Raw genomic sequence first — 15,304 nt, forward strand, 5'->3', positions numbered from 1 at the left:
ACGTGCGTGGCGTACCACCCGACGCGGAAAGGCGCGCGCAAAGCGCGAACAGCGCGCGCAAAGCGGCAGGTGGGTCAGCGCCCCGCGCCCCACCGGTCGTCCTGCCAGGGGTCGGGCCGGGTGACCGTGGGCTGCGTGGGCAGCGACGACGACCACGACCCGGTGTCGGAGCCACCCCAGCCGGTCCCGCCGGACCAGGTCGAGGTGGCCTCGGAGGTCCAGGACTCCTCATCCGGGGTGAGCAACGGCTTGCCGAAGGTCTCGACGAGGCGGGTCACGACCAGCCCGGCTGCGATGGTCACCGCGGCGACGGCGTACGGCGAGAGCCGCCAGTCACCGGCCTCGCCGAACCGAATGACGAGGGTGACGACGACGGTCGCGAGGACGGTGCCGAAGACGCCGCCGCGGCGGCCGAAGGCGCTGACCCCGCCGACCAGGGCGACGCCGATCGCGAGGCCGGTCCAGTCGAACCCGAGGTCCGGGCGGACGCTGGTGTTCAGCCCGGCCATGAGGATGCCGCCGACCGCGGCCAGCACCGTCGAACTGACGATTGCGACCCCGGTGACCAGCGCGGCGAAGAACCCACGACGGGCAGCCGGGTCGCCGACCGGACGAAAACGGCCCACTCCCCGGCGTAACGGCCGGATCGAGCACAAGGCCGCGCCCAGGATCGACGCCGCCGCGAAGCCGCCGAAGTAGTACCAGGAGCGGTCGGTCGGATCGAACTCGCCCGCGACCGTCACCGGCCCGGCGTGCTTCTGAATCCAGACGACCACCACCAGCGCACCGGCGAGACTGGCCGCCCACCCGGGCACCTGGAAGCCGACGACGAGGACCGCGATGACCAGCCCGACCAGCGCGGCCAGCCCGACGATCTTGGGTCCGGCCGCGCTCACGCCGGCGTCGCCGTTCTCCGCGAACGACATGGCCGCCGCGACTGCTACCGGCCCGATGGCCAGGTTGGGCGCGGCCGCGCGGAGAGAGGCGGCGGCTCCGAACGCCAGCAGGCCGAGGGCGGCCGCGTAGACGACCAGCTCCCGCAGGTTCTGCCCGGTCACCGCCGACTTGTGCTGGCTGTAGAGAAGAAAGCCGAGGACGCCCGCCGCGATGAGCAGGATCGCTTCCCAGGCGAAATGCACCGCCATGCGATCCCGGCCCGGATCGCCGTGCGCCGGGTCCTCGAAGATGTCCTCCAGCGGACCCGAGGAAGCGCGGACCGGCGGAATCGACCCCGTCGACGTCGACGTGCGAAAGTCGGGCTCCTCGCGAAAACCCGGTTCGCCGCGAAATCGCGTTTGATCGCCGTCGTCGTAGGGCATCGGGGCCGCCTCCATCGGGTCCGGCCGCGGGGGCAGCCGTCGAGCGGCCGTCATGGCCGCAGGCGGCCGTGGAGTGCGGGCCGCCACAGGCTGCGAACCTACCGGGTGAGCGGCGTTCGCAAAAGCCCCTGGAGCGGGTCCGATTCCCGATCGAAGGGCGTCGGCCTGAACGCTCGAGCCGGGAGTGAGGACGAAGGGCCGACGAAAAGAATCACAGCCAGCGCTGCGCCGCCATACCCCGAGCGGCTCGCGCGCCGGACCCGAAAGGCGGATCAGGCGGACGGCCGCCGGGTGGACTCGTCGTTGCGGCCGTTCTCCCCATTGCGCTCGTCTTTGTCGTCGGGCTGCTTCGGAACCCGGCACGAGTGCTCCAGCCACAGGGCCGCCGCGACCAGCATCAGCGAGGCGACGAACGCCCCGATCGCGGGGGGCAGGTTGTGCTGCGAGTGGGCCAGCTCGTTCTTCATGATGAACACGAGCACCAAACCGCCCATGACACCCGCGAAGATCGATCCGGCCAGCGACGACGCCTTGGCCAGCACCACATATCGGGCGACCGCGAGCGGCTCCACGGGCGGACGCCCCTCCTTGCGCGCGATGCGGGCCTTCGTGTTGTTCGCCAGCACGGCCTCGAACAGGGCGAGACCCGCGAGCGTGACCGCCGAAACCCAGGGAACGTCCCGCGCGAACTGCTCGTACCAGTTGCTCGTCAGAAACCAGGTCACCGCGGCCGCGACCAGTCCCGCCACGACGAGCGTCGCCGGGTTGGTCGGCCGCAGCGATGGCTTCGGCTCGGTCATGCCGCCCCCTTCCGTCCGCTACGACTCTAGCGAGATCTCCGGACGGGCCGTCATCGTCAACACGTCGGACGCCACCGGCTCGGTGCGAATCAGGTCGTAGACCCAGCCGTGGCCGGGCAGGCTCGCGTACGGCTGGATCTCCAGCCACGGCCGCAGCACGAAGGCCCGCAGGTGGGCACGCGGGTGGGGCAGCGTCAGCTCCGGCCGGTCGCTGACGATCGGCTCGCCCGCCGCGGTGGTCGCGGTGATCAAATCGACATCAAGGGTACGCGGACCGAAGCGACGGCTTGGGTCACGTTGCCGATGGGCATCCCGCTCCAGCTGCTGCGCCACGGTCAGCCACTCGTTGACGCCGCGGCCTTCTTCCCCGACGAGCGCCACGGCGTTGAAGTACGCGGGCTGGTCGGCGTCGCCCCAGGGCGGCGTCTCGTAGACCCCGCTGACCAGCAGCAGGCTGTCGCCGAGACCGCGTACGGCCTGGCGGAGGTGTTCTTCCCGATCGCCCAGGTTGCTGCCCAGGCTCAGCACGACGGTGATCACTTCTCGGTACGCCGTCCGCTCATGGTGACGCTGACGTCGGCGAACGCGTGCGGAATCGGCGCCTGCGGCTTGTGCACGGTGACGGTGGCCGCCGCGACCCGCTCGTCGGCCAGGCATACCTCGAGCAATCGGCTGGCCAGGGTCTCGATCAAGTTCACCGGCTCGCCGCCGACGACCGCCACGAGCGCGTCGGCCAGCTCGCCATAGTGGACGGTGTCGGCCACGTCGTCACTGGCGGCCGCCTTGCTCAGGTCGAGCTCCAGGCGTACGTCGACGACGAACTCCTGACCCTGCTCACGCTCGAAGTCGAAGACTCCATGACGGCCGAAGACCCGTAGTCCGGTCAGTTCGATCACGAGGCGCTCCAGGTCAGCCGAGGTTCCCCCGACGCGCGCCAGACCGCGAGCGCGTCGACCGTCGCGCGCACTTCGTGGACGCGTACGCCCCACGCCCCGGCGGCGACGGCGAGCACGCTGGTGGCGAGGGTGGCCGCCTCCCGATCGTCGGTCGGCCGCGGAGTGCCGTCCGGAGCGGCGAGCAGTGCGCCGAGGTAGCTCTTCCGGCTGGCCCCGAAGAGCACCGGGAACCCCAGTTCCAGCAGCTGCGGCAGTCCCCTGGTCAGCGCCCAGTTGTGCGCGGGGCGTTTGGCGAAGCCGAGCCCGGGATCGAGGATGATCTGCTCCGGGCGTACGCCGGCCGCGAGCGCCTCGTCGACGCGCTCGCGCAGCTCCGCGCGTACCTCGGCGACCACATCGGAGTAGACCGCGAGGTCCTGCATCCGGTCGGAGTGCCCGCGCCAGTGCATGATCACGTATGGGCAGCCCGCATCGGCGATCACCTTCGCCATCGCCGGGTCGGCCAGACCGCCGGAGACGTCGTTGACGACGCTCGCTCCGGCGGACAACGCCGCCGCCGCGACGGCGGCCCGGGTGGTGTCGATGCTCGTTGGCACATTCTGTGCCGAAAGTGAGCGGATTACGGGAACGACTCTATTGATTTCGGTCTCTGCATCGACTCGGGCCGCGCCCGGCCGAGTCGACTCTCCACCTACATCAATGATCTGCGCACCGTCACGAACAAGAGACGATCCGTGTTCGACAGCGGCGGCCAAACTTTCGTAGCGACCGCCATCCGAAAAGGAATCGGGCGTCACGTTGAGGACGCCCATGACCACGGGCGGTGACCATCTGCGGTCGATCGGCAGCACGACATCACCCTACTCGGGCGTTCGAACTGGCCACGGCGAGTGCCGGGCACACGCTTGTAAGCGACCGGGGAGCCCCGTACGCTTCCCTATTGAACCTCGCGGTGAGGTGCAAAAATGGACAAAATTGCGAGACACGCCGGTCCCCGCACACAGGGTCCGTGCTCAACCGGTCGAAGGCTGAAAAGCTGAACCGACCGGCCAGTGACCTCGCATCGGGGAGGGACGCACCATGATCGCCACAGGGCTCGCCCACGCGGCGATGCAGCACGTCAGCTCCATGATGGAGCTGGCTCCGTCGCCGAGCCCCGGCGGCCAGGGTGTCAACACCGACAAGGTCCTCGGGTTCTTCGTCAAGAACATCGTGCCCATCCTGCTGGCAGCACTCGGCGTGATCTTCATCGGCCGGGCCGGCAAGGGCGAGATGTCGAAGGTGATGACGAGCTCGGCGATCGCGATCGTCGGCCTGTTGTTCATCGCCGGCGCCGGCGCCTTCTTCTTCTTCGGCGAATACCTCGTCAACCTCATCTTCGGGTGACCGGGCACGATGAGGCTGCGTACCGACGATGACATCTACCGGGCCCGCCTGGTCTACCTCGGACCGCCCGGCTACACCCTCCCGGTTCAGCTGCCCTACGCGCAATACGGCCTGTTCGTCCTGCTGGTCCCCCTCTACATGGGTCTGCATTTCCTGCTGACCCAGTCGATCGACGCCTTCCCGGCGTGGGAGATCGCCTTGGCCATGGTCACGACGTCCTACATCTTCCGCCACGTCGACCCGGACCGGCCGGCTCGCCTGGTCATCCGAACCGCGCTCACCGACTGGCGGCGATCCCGCGAGGCCGCGCACGAGCACACCGAGCCGCGGATCGTCGCCCGCCGCATCGTCGTCCGGAGGTCGATCACGTGACCACCGACGAGCTCGACGACACCGTCCTCTCCGGAGAGATCGTGGAAGAGCCTGCAAACGATCCCGGCAAGACCACCCCCACCCCCCGGCCTGCCAGTGACGTCGAGTCGCCGTTCTTGAACCTCTTCGACCCAGACGCGCCGAGCCCAGCCGCAGTCTCCGTCCTCCGCCGCAGCGAACTCCCCCCAGGTCCGCCCAAGCGCCCCGTCTCAGCGCCCCCGGCCTCCACGCCGGCCGCCCCAACTCCGTCAACTCTTCCGATGACGTCCAACCCCCCAGGCCGCCCACCAACTCAGGCCACCCCGTTGGGCGTATCACCGAAAGCTCTAGAGCGTGAGCAACCGACGAGGAACGAGCCGCGAGAGGCACGAACGGCCGTTTCTTCGGCGGAGGCTAAAAAGAAGCAAGGACCCAAGCGCGGCGGAGCGCACGAACGCAGGTCAGAACCCACGCCTCCGCCGAAGAAACGGCCGAGCGGGACCCAAGCACCGCGCCCCAAGTCAGAGAAGGTCCGAAGCGCCGCAGTAGAGCTCGCGCTGACCGAAATAGCGGGACACCTGACCTTCACCCAGCACGCGGTGACAGCGTGGTACTGGGTACCCGAGGTGAGGTGGGCTTTCCGGCCGGACCCGGAGCGCGAGGCGCTGATCGACGCGATCGCGGAGCAGTACGCCGGCCTCGCGGGCTTCCGCCTGCACATCCGCCGAACCTCGCGGCCGTTCCCGGCAGCCGAGTGGGCCCGCCAGATCGACCGGCTGACGCCACGCCCGCTGGCCCCGGTGGCCGGCGCGCCGTCGTGGGGCGACCACCTCGTGTCGGCACAGAAGCATCTCGTGGGCTCGAACCACGCCGAGGGGCGCACTTACCTGGGCGTGACCTTCGCCCGCCGCAGCCTCGGCGACTCGTTCTCCGGGCGGTTGCTGCGCGCGTTCGGCAAGGGCAGCACGCTGTCCGAACGGTCCAAACTGGAGCGTAGTGTCGAGCAGTTCGACGAGGTTCTCGGCGCGTTCGGCATGCGCGGCCGCCGAGCCACCGCGGAGGAGCTGGAGTGGCTGCTCTACCGTTCGGTCGCCCTGTGCATGGACCCGCCGACTCACATCGGCGCCGTCGGCCACGGCCAGTGGGACACCGGTGACCTGCTCGCCCTCACCGAGGAGATCGAGCGCTACCGTGCGCCGTACGGATCGAGTGTCAAGCTCGTCAACCGGCTCACCGGCGAGGAGAAGCACGTCGCCGTGCTCACCGTCGGCCGCATGGAACCGCTGGACATCCCCGAACGGCACGAACCGTGGCTGCACTTCCACGAGCGGCTGCCGTACCCGATGGAGATCTCCAGCCGGATCGACATCCTCGGCCAGTCCGACAGCTTCCGGAACCTCGAGCAGCGCCTGCGGATGATCCGCTCGCAGCAGCTGGACTACCTCGAGCACGGCATGGACGCCCCGCCGGAGCTGGAACGGCTCGCGAAGCGGGCCCTGGTCATCGGCGACGAGATGACGACCGGGCTGCCCGTCGACTCCGCCCGCGCCCACGGCTGGCACCGCCTCGCCGTGGCCGGCTCCTCCCGCGAGGAATGCCTGGAGCGCGTACGCCGAGTCACCCAGCTCTACAGCCGCGAGATGCGCATCGCCCTGCAGCATCCCAAGCAGCAGGAACAGCTCGTCCGTGAGTTCATCCCCGGTGAGCCCATCGCCAACTCCGGCTACCTGCGCCGGATGCCGGTCAAGCTGCTCGCGGCAGCGCTGCCGCAGGCGGCGTCCACCGTCGGCGACCACCGCGGCGACCTCATCGGGCGTACGGCGGGCACCTCCCGGCGACCGGTCTTCCTCGACCTGCACTTCCCGATGGAGGTACGCGAACGTTCCGGCCTCGGCGTGTTCGTCGCCGAACCTGGTGGTGGCAAGTCCACCCTGCTCGGTGCGCTGGGCTACTTGGCGGCGCGTCGAGGCGTACGCGTGACGCTGCTCGACCCCAGCGGTCCGCTCGCCCGGCTCACTGCGATGCCGGAACTGCGCCCGTACTCCCGGGTCATCAACCTGACCGGTTCGGAACAGGGCACCCTCGCCCCGTACGCGCTGATCCCGACGCCCTCGCGCGACGAGTTCCCGGCCGGCCTGGACGGCGACCGCGAGTTCGACATCGCCGTGTCCAACGCCCGCGCCGAACGCCGCATGCTCGTCCAGGACATCGCCTCGATGCTGGTCCCGCCCCAGGTCGCCCGGGAGGCCTCGACCGCCACGCTGCTGCGGCACGCTGTGCGTACCATCCCGGCCGAGGAGAGCTCCACCCTCGACGACGTCGTCGAATGCCTCCGTGGCCTGGACGGCGGCGAAGGCCGCGAACTGGCGAACCTGCTCCTCGACACCGCCGAAATGCCCCTGGCGCTGCTGTTCTTCGGCGCGCCCCCGCCCGGCCTGCTCGGCTCCGATGCAGCCCTCACCGTCATCACGATGGCCGGTCTGCGGCTACCCGACCTCAAGATCGAACGCGAATACTGGTCAGCCGAAGAAGCGCTGGCCCTCCCGATGCTGCACACCGCGCACCGCCTCGCCGTACGCCGCTGCTACTCCGGCGACATGCACCAGCGCAAACTCGTCGGCCTGGACGAGGCGCACTTCATGGAAGGCTGGCGGTCCGGCCGCTCCTTCCTCGTACGCCTCGCCCGCGACTCCCGAAAGTGGAACCTCGCCGCCCTGGTCGCCTCCCAGAACCCCAAAGACATCCTCGGGCTGGACGTCCAGAACCTCGTCTCCACCGTCTTCGTCGGCCGCATCGCCGAAGACACCGAGATCGCCTCCGAAGCGCTGCGGCTGCTGCGCGTACCCACCGACGTCGGCTACGAGGCGGTCCTCGCCGGACTATCCGCAGCTGACGGCGCATCCTCCGCGCGCCTTGGCTATCGCGAATTCGTTGTCCGAGACGTGGACGGACGAGTGCAGAAGATACGTGTGGACGTCTCCTACGTGGAGGGGCTGCTCAGTGCACTCGACACCACGCCACTCGGCGACCCCGCCGCCGCGCCGACCCAGGCGGGGTGACCCCATGCGGCGACTCGTCTACGGGGTGCTCGCCACCCTGGTTCTCGGGATCGGCACGCTCTTCGGTACGCCCGCTGTCGCGGCCGCTCCCACGGTCGCGGCCGCTCCTGGTGAACCTGCCTGCTCCTTGGAGGAATGGCAGAAATACCCCCTGCAGACCTGCGTCGACCGGCTTCAGGATGTTGCGGCTTCTCGGGCGCAGTGTCTTCAGGCTCCAACGCCGGAAGCACCGGACAACGGGATGGCGGGTTGGTTCCTCAGCAAACCCACCTGGAGCTTCAAGGACAGCGTAGGGGGAAAATACTCGAACTTCGGTTATGCCGGATACGACTACACCACTTACGACATCGGGTGCGCGCAGACACTGATGCACCCCGATTACAAGTTCGAGAACACCGTCGCAAATGGCGAGTTCATGCTCGCTAGTGGTGTGGTGGGAGCATCCAATGCTCTTCGAGAGCGCGCTTGGGATCCGGGCCAGATGTGGGGTTGGGCAGATCCACTGGTCACTAATGCTACGCAGGCAATATATTCAAAGGTCTTTACCGTATTCGGAATCATCACCCTTGGCGTGGTGGGTCTCTACCTGATCTGGCGCTCCCGGAACGCCAACATGTCAGGCGCGATGACGACCGCCGGCTGGGCGATCTTCGTCATGGTGGCGGTAACTGCCATTGCCGCCTGGCCAATACGGTCTGCTCATTTGGCGGACGACGCGCTGACAACCACCCTGAGTACCGTCCATCAGGCGGTAGGACCTGCCCATGGCTGCCCGGAAGACGATAGTGGATGCCTCGACAACCGACCGCCAGCGGTCAGGTCCGGCGACACGGTCGTTGAATCGCTCCTGTACAAGAACTGGGTTCGGGGCGCACTCGGGTCGGCTGATAGCGAAACAGCTCGGAAGTATGGGCCGCCGCTCTACGAGGCAAAGTCGCTGAGTTGGACTGACCTCGATCGCTTGGCAGCAATGCCCGACCCTGTGGCGCGCCAAAGCGAGCGCGAACGCATCATTCGCGTAAAACAGCAGAACTGGATGAAGGTCGCGGAACAGATCCGAACCGAGGACCCGGACGCCTACGAGTACCTCCGCGGCACGAAGGGCATGGAGCGAATCGGCGCCGGCTTCGTCGCGATCCTCTCGGCTATCTCCTTCGCAATCTTCGACATCGTCGCGTCCATCCTGGTCCTGCTCGGATTTTTGATCTTCCGGTGGGCGGTGATCGCCGCCCCCGCTCTCGGAACAGTCGGCCTTCTCCGCCCAGCCAGCGCAGGCCTCCGTCGGCTCGCCGGCTCGGTCCTTGCAGCGGTCTTCAACATTGCGATCTTCGGAACAGGAGCAGCCGTCTACCTGTCCGCAGTAGATTTGATCATGAGCACGCCCAGCCTCCCCGGCTGGCTCCAGGTCGTCCTCATGCTGCTCTGTGGCATCGTGGCGTGGATCCTGCTCCGCCCGTACCGACGAGTGACCCAGCTCGGTGGCAACACCCCGTCGAACGGCTGGGCTCGCGCATTGGTTCGTCCGGCGGCAGCGACCGCAGCGGCAACTGCTGCTGGCGGAGCTGCGGCTGGTGCCGCCGTCGCGATCGCCGGGAGGCCGGAGACGCGCCCCGATTCGCCCGCCGAGAACCGACCTGTGGTCACGGAGACCATTCGGCGCGAACTCGTTCGCAGCGAGGCCCTGCCGGAGCAGCGCCGCTGGTCCGATCCGAACATTCCCGAGGCCGCACCGGCTCAAGCCCTCTATCGGCCTGACGCCGCGCGGGAATCCGCGTCGGAGCCGAGCTCCGCCAGGCCGGTGGTGAGAGCAGAGGCGAGATAATCATGCGCGCGGTGCTCACGGGAATCCTTCGCTCTCGAGTCGGTGTCGCCCTGGTTCTCGCCGCAATCGTGCTCATCTTGGTGGGTGCCGCACGCCTGTTCGGTGACAAGGCGTCGAACACAGGCTGGTCGCCGGATTCGGTTGGCCAGAGCGGCCTCGAGATAACAACCACGAAGAGCTACGGCCCGGACGACGGTGTGGTGTCGGCGATGCCGACGGTCAGCCCGAGCGTCGCCAAGGGTGCAGCGTCTCCGGCTCAGGTCGCTTCCGCCTTCGCCGCCAGCTGGCTGGAGCGCAGCCGTACTTCGGACAAGTGGCTCGACGCGTTACGTCCGCACTGCACCCAGCAGCTCATCGATCAGCTCAAGGACGTGGAGCCGAGCAGCGTACCGGCCAGCAAAGTCACCGGTGCCGTAACACTCGTCGTCTACTCCGAGTCCGCAGCTCAGGCCAGCATTCCGCTCGACAGCGGGCGTCTCGTGCTCCGACTGGTCGGGCCTAGCGGTCACTGGTTCGTCGACGGCGTCGACTGGGAGCGGACATGAGCGCCGACGACCCGGACCCCGTGGTGATGGAAGCCGAGGAGCACGAAGCGCTACGCGGCCGCCGACGCCGGCCGCGCCCCGCTCTCTGGATCGCCTTAGTCGCGACCCTCGCGCTGCTCTGCTGCGGTGGCGGTCTGGGCGCGTTCACCCTCGACCAACTCGGCGGCACCAACGTCGGCGACAACGCCTTCACCTGCGGCCAGAAGGGGGTCATCGATCCCAACAAGGAAATGCCGCGGATCGGACCCTATGGCGAAGAGCAGATCCGCAACGCGGCCATCATCATCAATGTCGGCCACGAAATGAAGATCCCACCACGAGGTTGGATCATCGCGGTCGCGACCGCCATGCAGGAAAGCAGCCTGACCAACCACGGTTTCCTGGGCGAACGCAATGACCACGACTCCTTGGGCCTGTTCCAGCAGCGACCGAGCCAGGGTTGGGGAACGCCGGAACAGATCATGGATCCCCGGTACGCGTCGAAGAAGTTCTATCAGAAACTTCTGAAGGTGGCGGACTGGGCGACGATTCCGTTGACGGTCGCTGCCCAAGCCGTTCAGCGCTCCGCGTACCCAGATGCTTATGCGAAGCACGAGCCGCTCGCGACGACGATCGTCAACACGCTGGCTGACGGCGCCGGCCTCGCGGCCGCAGCCGCCGCGGATCTGAAGTGCGCCGGGCCTGGGGAGATCGCGGCCTCCGGCTGGACCGTGCCGGTCAAGGCTGGCATCGTCTCCGGCTTCCGCACCGCGGACCGGCCCACCCACAACGGCGTCGACCTCGGCGCCTCTCGTTACACGCGGATCCGCGCGGCATCCGCTGGCGTGGTCATCGTGAGCAAGTGCGACGTCGGCAATTGCGATCACGACGGCTCGCCGAGCACTCCAGGCTGTGGCTGGTTCGTCGACATCCTGCACGCCGACCAGATCATCACCCGCTACTGCCACATGGTCCAGCGACCGTTCGTCTCAGTCGGCGATCGCGTGTCAGCTGGTCAGATCATCGGCCTCGTAGGGACGTCTGGGCACTCATCTGGACCACACCTGCATTTCGAAACGCACCTCAACGGCGACCGGTCGTTCGCCGGCGGGGTCAATCCCGTGCCGTTCATGGCCGCCCGCGGCGCGCCCCTCGGAGAAGCACCCTAGCCAAGCGGAGTTACACCCCATGACCGAAGCGGACTTCGCCAGCTGGGCCAACGAGCTCTACCGTTGGCCCTCACCCATCGTGCCGGTCCCGGCCATGAAGTACACGGGCACGCTTCGCGGGAAGCGCGTCATCGTGGGTCTGCCAGGTCACGGGTGGCGCGCCGATCTCCGCGCAGATTCACTGGTACGCCAAGAGTCTCGAAGCCTCGTGCCCGTGATGCCGGAGGCCGACTGGTATCGGGCTGAGCAGGACCGGATCGAAGTCTTCGCGCCCCTGATCCCAGCCGAGCGAGTCTGGGTGGAAACCATCGGCGATGACAGCGCCGATCCGAAGAAACAGGGACCGGTCAGCCTCGACGAGCCACCCGTACGCCGAGCCATCCGTGCCGAAGACGTTCCCTACCTCACCGGCCGACGCCTCGTCGCGATGCCCGAACGTTCCGATGACTTCACCGCCGAACGCGGGCTGCGTGCCGTGACCGAGTCATATGCGGGAAAATCTCAGCCCCAGGTACGCGTCGCAGCCGAAGGTGACTGGTATCGGTGGGCGGCAACGGGTCTAGTCCCGCCCACTCGATCGGTGTATCTCAGCCTGCTGTGGGTGGAGTAGCGGTAGGAGCGTTGCTCGGGGTTGGGGACGGGTCCGGGAGCTGCTCTGCGCCGCAGACGCGCCAGCCATCCTCCTCGACCATGACGAAATCCCAGTATTGAAGACGATTTACCACAAGCGACCCATTCCCGACTCGGAGTTGAAGCTCCGTCGCTACATGAGAGCCACCTTGGGACGTCTGAGACCGGCCAAGGACCACCTGAATCGTGGTTCCCTTTTCGACTTCCTCTGACTTGATCCTGTCCCGCAACTTGGAAAATTCGTGCAAATCTGCCCGTCTGCCACATGTGTAAAGCGATGCTGCGGCATCGTCCCGCTTGTGCAGGTATGCATCGACGAACTCGCCGATCACAACGTCGGGGTGGCTGCGGTCGATCCTCGTTGCCTCGTCGTACGCTCGCAGGCCCACGATTCCGGCGCCAACTCCACCGATGCCGACCGCAATGACTCCAATAAGTACCGCCTTCTTTAGCTTTCCCATCGCCACGTCCACAGGGTATCCGTTGACGGCGTCTGCAGCGACCTCCTCACCGATGACCGCTGCGGCCGCATGGCAGTCGCCGATGGCTCAACGACGCCGCCGCAGGACGAGGACACCCGCAGTGCCAGCGACAGCGACCAGCACGAGAAGGCACAGAAGCCCTCCAAGCGCTACATGCCAAGGCTTTAGCCCGCCGATCAGGGCACCACTTGGAGCTGTAGCCGTTGCCTTGACCGTGGGACCGGCAGACGGCGAGTTGGTCGGAATGTTCTCGGTCAGCGCGTCGACGACGTTTATGACCCCAAAGCCGTAGACCTCATCGCGACCTATAACACCCTTGTCATCTGCAGTGGCCGTGAGCCGGTGAACAACTTCCTGCCCTGACAACTCTGGAAACTTGGCGCGTACAAGGGCGACGGCACCCGCGATGATCGCAGTTGACTCGGATGTCCCTGACCCGAGTGCATACTTTCCGCCGGGGAATGTGCTCGAAATGCCATCACTCGGAGCACAAAGGACAACTTCCGCGCCGGTGACCGAGACCGATGAGTGCTTGCCTAGTCTATCCACCCCGCAAGCAGCAATGACGCCTGGATATGCGGCGGGATATCCGACGGCCGCGTCTTGTGCAACGTTTCCAGCACCAGCGATAACAACGATATCGCTAGCTAGTGCGACTTCTATCGCCTGCCGTAGGAGCGGATCATCCGGACCGGCCGACGATATGGAAATTACCTGGACGCCATGCTCGACCGCCCACCGAATACCCTCCGCGACGGTCGAGGACGTACCGCCGATCGATGTGAACGAGCTGTTGATAGGGACAATCTTTGAGGCTGGCGCAACACCCGCAACCTTCCCTGACCCGACAATGAGCCCAGCCATTTGTGTGCCGTGGCCGCTGGCGTCGGTACGTCCATCACCGATGCTTACTTGTCCGCCAGCGCTAAAGTCGGCCCCGGCGAGAATGCCTCCCTTCAAGTCGGGATGCGTACTGTCGACACCACTATCAATTAGAGCCACGGTGACACCAAGGCCGGTACTGACCTTATGAGCAGCGGCGAGCCTCAGGAAATTCGCATACCACTGGCCGTTCTTGAGATCATCTGCGCTCGCCGGGGCGGCTTGCAGGAGGACGCCGAGGAGCAGAGCCATAGCAGTTGCGCAGGAACTGCGGCAAAGGCTGGAGCGCCTCATGACAACCCTTCGTTCCATGGAAGCATGTATCGGTTGTACCAATCTTCGAAGTCCTGTCGTAGATGGTCCTCTTCCTCGATCTCCGCTTCCTCGACAAAGAACGGGCCCATCTCACCGATGACCGGTGGCACGCCTTCATCGACCTGCCACTGCTCGGTAGCCATACGCTGTCGGCTTGCGATACCAGAGCCTGCGCCCGCCGCACCCGGACTTCCCATTGGGTAACCCATCATTCCCGGACTGCCGGTTGCACCTGAGCCGAGAGAGCGGCCTTGAGCGCCGAGTCCTCCAACCGAACCCGACGGCTGCCCTCCGAAAGGCAACAACCGACCGGTGGAGGATGTAGCAGGACTTGGAAGGATCCAGGCGCCGCCGTAGGGAGTCGTTGCAACAATGCCTGGCGGTACAGGCAGAGTAGAAGGGGGCGTTATGGGGGTGACCCCCACTGACCCCGTGCCGCCCGCGAGGGCCGGTCCTTCCGAAGGGCTAAAGCCTGGAAGCGGCGGAACCGGCTTCGAGCTTGGGAGTGCCGACGTTGCCGCATGAGTTTTACCGCTTCGCGGCGACGTTGGCGTGCCCGAATTGGTCTCGTCGGAAATCACTCTTGTCGTACCGGGATCCTGGATGTTGTGATTCGCCGCCGCAGGCCAGTAGATTTGCGTACGCAGGTCGGCGACTGTCGAGTCCAACTCCTTCATCACCTGCCGACCCTGCTTGTTGAGCGCCACCGCTGCCGGGTTCCAGTCGTTCGGCACGAAGTCGACGGTCACGGTCTGCCATCGGTCATGGATCGGTGCAATCTTCGTGCGCGCGGTGGCTATCGCCGAGACTATGCCGTCCAAGGTCTTGGCCGTGGTCTGAGCACAGAGTGCGTCCTGCCACACTGATTTGGCATGATCGTCAAGCTTGGTCTGAGCCTCTGCCGCGGTGATCGAGGCACTGGCCGGCCAGATGGCGGCTAGCTTCGGACGCAGCTCAAGGATGCGACGATAGTGGTTCTCCAGCGCGTGACCAAGCAAACGTAGCGCTGACACCTGGTTCCAGGCTTCGTTGAGGTCGTCCCGAAAGAGGATGTCCTTCATCCGCTGTACGTCGAACGCCCTTCCCCAAGCGATTTCGGTCGACTCCAACACTGTCGCTGATGGAAGTGGTGGCGGTGCGAGGTTGGAGGTCGCACCGTCCGCCAAGGCGGTCACCGATGATGACGTGGACTCGTCGGAGTATTCGCCCGAGCGGGTCATCGTCGAAGTCGCCAGTGCCGCGGCGACTCCATCCACCGAACGGTAGTTCTTGAGCACCTGCTCAACGGATGCCAGAAGGGCACGTGCGTTGGCGACATGCACATGCAGGTTGCCTACGTAGCGCGAGACCGCACCGGTGAAGGCGACATTGCTGGCTTTCACGTGTCCTTGGACGTCGAGGGCGGCGAACCCGGTTCCGAACCGGGCGCCGCAACCGACGCCGAGCGCAGCCCGTTCGCCGTCGGGCACTAGGCCGACGTCTACATCGGAGCTGAGCTTGGTGAACAAGTCGGTCACCGCTTGCAGGTTGATTGCGATTCCACGCACCGTCATCGATTTCCCCCATCGCCGCAGGAGGCAGCGTAAACCGCATACGGCATCGATGAAAGGCCCTGTGGATAACTACGAGTACTCAGCTGGTCACACAGGCCGCGCTGGACAGAACGGGC

The 15,304-nt window shown here is 66.5% G+C and carries 15 protein-coding genes; 7 read left to right on the forward strand and 8 right to left on the reverse strand.

What is annotated here, in order from left to right; all coding sequences use genetic code 11:
- Positions 1-74: 74 nt before the first annotated feature.
- The 5 genes from HOV77_RS09615 to folP all read right to left on the reverse strand — a co-directional run bounded on the left by HOV77_RS09615 (position 75) and on the right by folP (position 3,827).
- Complete coding sequence (locus tag HOV77_RS09615; RefSeq protein ID WP_290860430.1) at positions 75-1,373, reverse strand: ABC transporter permease; 1,299 nt, start codon at positions 1,371-1,373, stop codon at positions 75-77.
- Positions 1,374-1,591: 218 nt separating this feature from the next.
- Positions 1,592-2,119 (reverse strand): DUF3180 domain-containing protein, encoded by a 528-nt coding sequence (locus HOV77_RS09620; protein ID WP_290860432.1) that lies wholly within the window; start codon positions 2,117-2,119, stop codon positions 1,592-1,594.
- Between the two features lie 18 nt (positions 2,120-2,137).
- Positions 2,138-2,659: a 2-amino-4-hydroxy-6-hydroxymethyldihydropteridine diphosphokinase gene (gene folK, locus HOV77_RS09625; protein WP_290860434.1), complete on the reverse strand. Its 522-nt coding sequence runs from the start codon at positions 2,657-2,659 to the stop codon at positions 2,138-2,140.
- Positions 2,656-3,015, reverse strand: coding sequence for a dihydroneopterin aldolase (gene folB / locus HOV77_RS09630; protein WP_290860436.1), 360 nt, complete (start codon positions 3,013-3,015; stop codon positions 2,656-2,658). Before folB ends, folK begins: the two co-directional genes overlap by 4 nt.
- Positions 3,012-3,827: a dihydropteroate synthase gene (gene folP / locus HOV77_RS09635; RefSeq protein ID WP_290860613.1), complete on the reverse strand. Its 816-nt coding sequence runs from the start codon at positions 3,825-3,827 to the stop codon at positions 3,012-3,014. The genes folB and folP overlap by 4 nt, the downstream gene beginning before the upstream one ends.
- 298 nt (positions 3,828-4,125) lie before the next feature.
- On the opposite strand from folP, the gene HOV77_RS09640 reads away from it, so the two are divergent.
- The 7 genes from HOV77_RS09640 to HOV77_RS09670 are packed head-to-tail and all read left to right on the forward strand — an operon-like array spanning position 4,126 to position 11,936.
- A complete protein-coding gene (locus tag HOV77_RS09640; RefSeq protein ID WP_253763765.1) occupies positions 4,126-4,401 on the forward strand; it encodes a hypothetical protein in 276 nt (91 codons plus the stop codon).
- Between the two features lie 9 nt (positions 4,402-4,410).
- Positions 4,411-4,773, forward strand: a complete 363-nt coding sequence (locus HOV77_RS09645; protein WP_290860438.1) for a hypothetical protein — start codon at positions 4,411-4,413, stop codon at positions 4,771-4,773.
- On the forward strand, positions 4,686-7,811 hold the full coding sequence (locus HOV77_RS09650) for an ATP-binding protein (RefSeq protein WP_290860617.1): 3,126 nt from the start codon (positions 4,686-4,688) through the stop codon (positions 7,809-7,811). The genes HOV77_RS09645 and HOV77_RS09650 overlap by 88 nt, the downstream gene beginning before the upstream one ends.
- Positions 7,812-7,815: 4 nt before the next feature.
- Positions 7,816-9,633, forward strand: a complete 1,818-nt coding sequence (locus HOV77_RS09655; RefSeq protein ID WP_290860440.1) for an MFS transporter — start codon at positions 7,816-7,818, stop codon at positions 9,631-9,633.
- 2 nt (positions 9,634-9,635) lie between these two features.
- Positions 9,636-10,178 carry a hypothetical protein gene (locus tag HOV77_RS09660; RefSeq protein ID WP_290860442.1) on the forward strand — a complete coding sequence of 181 codons (543 nt, stop codon included), beginning with the start codon at positions 9,636-9,638 and terminating at the stop codon, positions 10,176-10,178.
- Positions 10,175-11,326, forward strand: a complete 1,152-nt coding sequence (locus tag HOV77_RS09665; RefSeq protein ID WP_290860444.1) for a M23 family metallopeptidase — start codon at positions 10,175-10,177, stop codon at positions 11,324-11,326. Before HOV77_RS09660 ends, HOV77_RS09665 begins: the two co-directional genes overlap by 4 nt.
- Before the next feature lie 19 nt (positions 11,327-11,345).
- Positions 11,346-11,936, forward strand: coding sequence for a hypothetical protein (locus HOV77_RS09670; protein WP_290860446.1), 591 nt, complete (start codon positions 11,346-11,348; stop codon positions 11,934-11,936).
- Here HOV77_RS09670 and HOV77_RS09675 read toward each other — a convergent pair.
- From HOV77_RS09675 to HOV77_RS09685, 3 genes are all read right to left on the reverse strand, one after another.
- Entirely contained in the window at positions 11,914-12,423 is a 510-nt protein-coding gene (locus tag HOV77_RS09675) for a hypothetical protein (RefSeq protein WP_290860448.1), read from the reverse strand. The two genes, HOV77_RS09670 and HOV77_RS09675, sit on opposite strands and share 23 nt — an antisense overlap.
- Positions 12,424-12,504: 81 nt before the next feature.
- Positions 12,505-13,572, reverse strand: coding sequence for a S8 family serine peptidase (locus tag HOV77_RS09680; protein ID WP_290860449.1), 1,068 nt, complete (start codon positions 13,570-13,572; stop codon positions 12,505-12,507).
- Positions 13,573-13,610: 38 nt separating this feature from the next.
- Complete coding sequence (locus tag HOV77_RS09685) at positions 13,611-15,188, reverse strand: hypothetical protein (RefSeq protein WP_290860451.1); 1,578 nt, start codon at positions 15,186-15,188, stop codon at positions 13,611-13,613.
- Positions 15,189-15,304 lie beyond the last annotated feature (116 nt).

The sequence above is a fragment of the Hamadaea sp. genome (assembly GCF_013362815.1).
In the GTDB taxonomy this organism is placed as follows: Bacteria; Actinomycetota; Actinomycetes; order Mycobacteriales; family Micromonosporaceae; genus Hamadaea.

Bases quoted from the DNA above. Each gene is read 5' to 3' on its own strand.
- HOV77_RS09615 (WP_290860430.1), bottom strand. From the start codon at position 1,373: ATGACGGCCGCTCGACGGCTGCCCCCGCGGCCGGACCCGATGGAGGCG.
- HOV77_RS09620 (WP_290860432.1), bottom strand. From the start codon at position 2,119: ATGACCGAGCCGAAGCCATCGCTGCGGCCGACCAACCCGGCGACGCTC.
- folP (WP_290860613.1), bottom strand. From the start codon at position 3,827: ATGGGCGTCCTCAACGTGACGCCCGATTCCTTTTCGGATGGCGGTCGC.
- HOV77_RS09640 (WP_253763765.1), top strand. From the start codon at position 4,126: ATGCAGCACGTCAGCTCCATGATGGAGCTGGCTCCGTCGCCGAGCCCC.
- HOV77_RS09645 (WP_290860438.1), top strand. From the start codon at position 4,411: ATGAGGCTGCGTACCGACGATGACATCTACCGGGCCCGCCTGGTCTAC.
- HOV77_RS09655 (WP_290860440.1), top strand. From the start codon at position 7,816: ATGCGGCGACTCGTCTACGGGGTGCTCGCCACCCTGGTTCTCGGGATC.
- HOV77_RS09660 (WP_290860442.1), top strand. From the start codon at position 9,636: ATGCGCGCGGTGCTCACGGGAATCCTTCGCTCTCGAGTCGGTGTCGCC.
- HOV77_RS09665 (WP_290860444.1), top strand. From the start codon at position 10,175: ATGAGCGCCGACGACCCGGACCCCGTGGTGATGGAAGCCGAGGAGCAC.
- HOV77_RS09670 (WP_290860446.1), top strand. From the start codon at position 11,346: ATGACCGAAGCGGACTTCGCCAGCTGGGCCAACGAGCTCTACCGTTGG.
- HOV77_RS09680 (WP_290860449.1), bottom strand. From the start codon at position 13,572: ATGGCTCTGCTCCTCGGCGTCCTCCTGCAAGCCGCCCCGGCGAGCGCA.
- HOV77_RS09685 (WP_290860451.1), bottom strand. From the start codon at position 15,188: ATGACGGTGCGTGGAATCGCAATCAACCTGCAAGCGGTGACCGACTTG.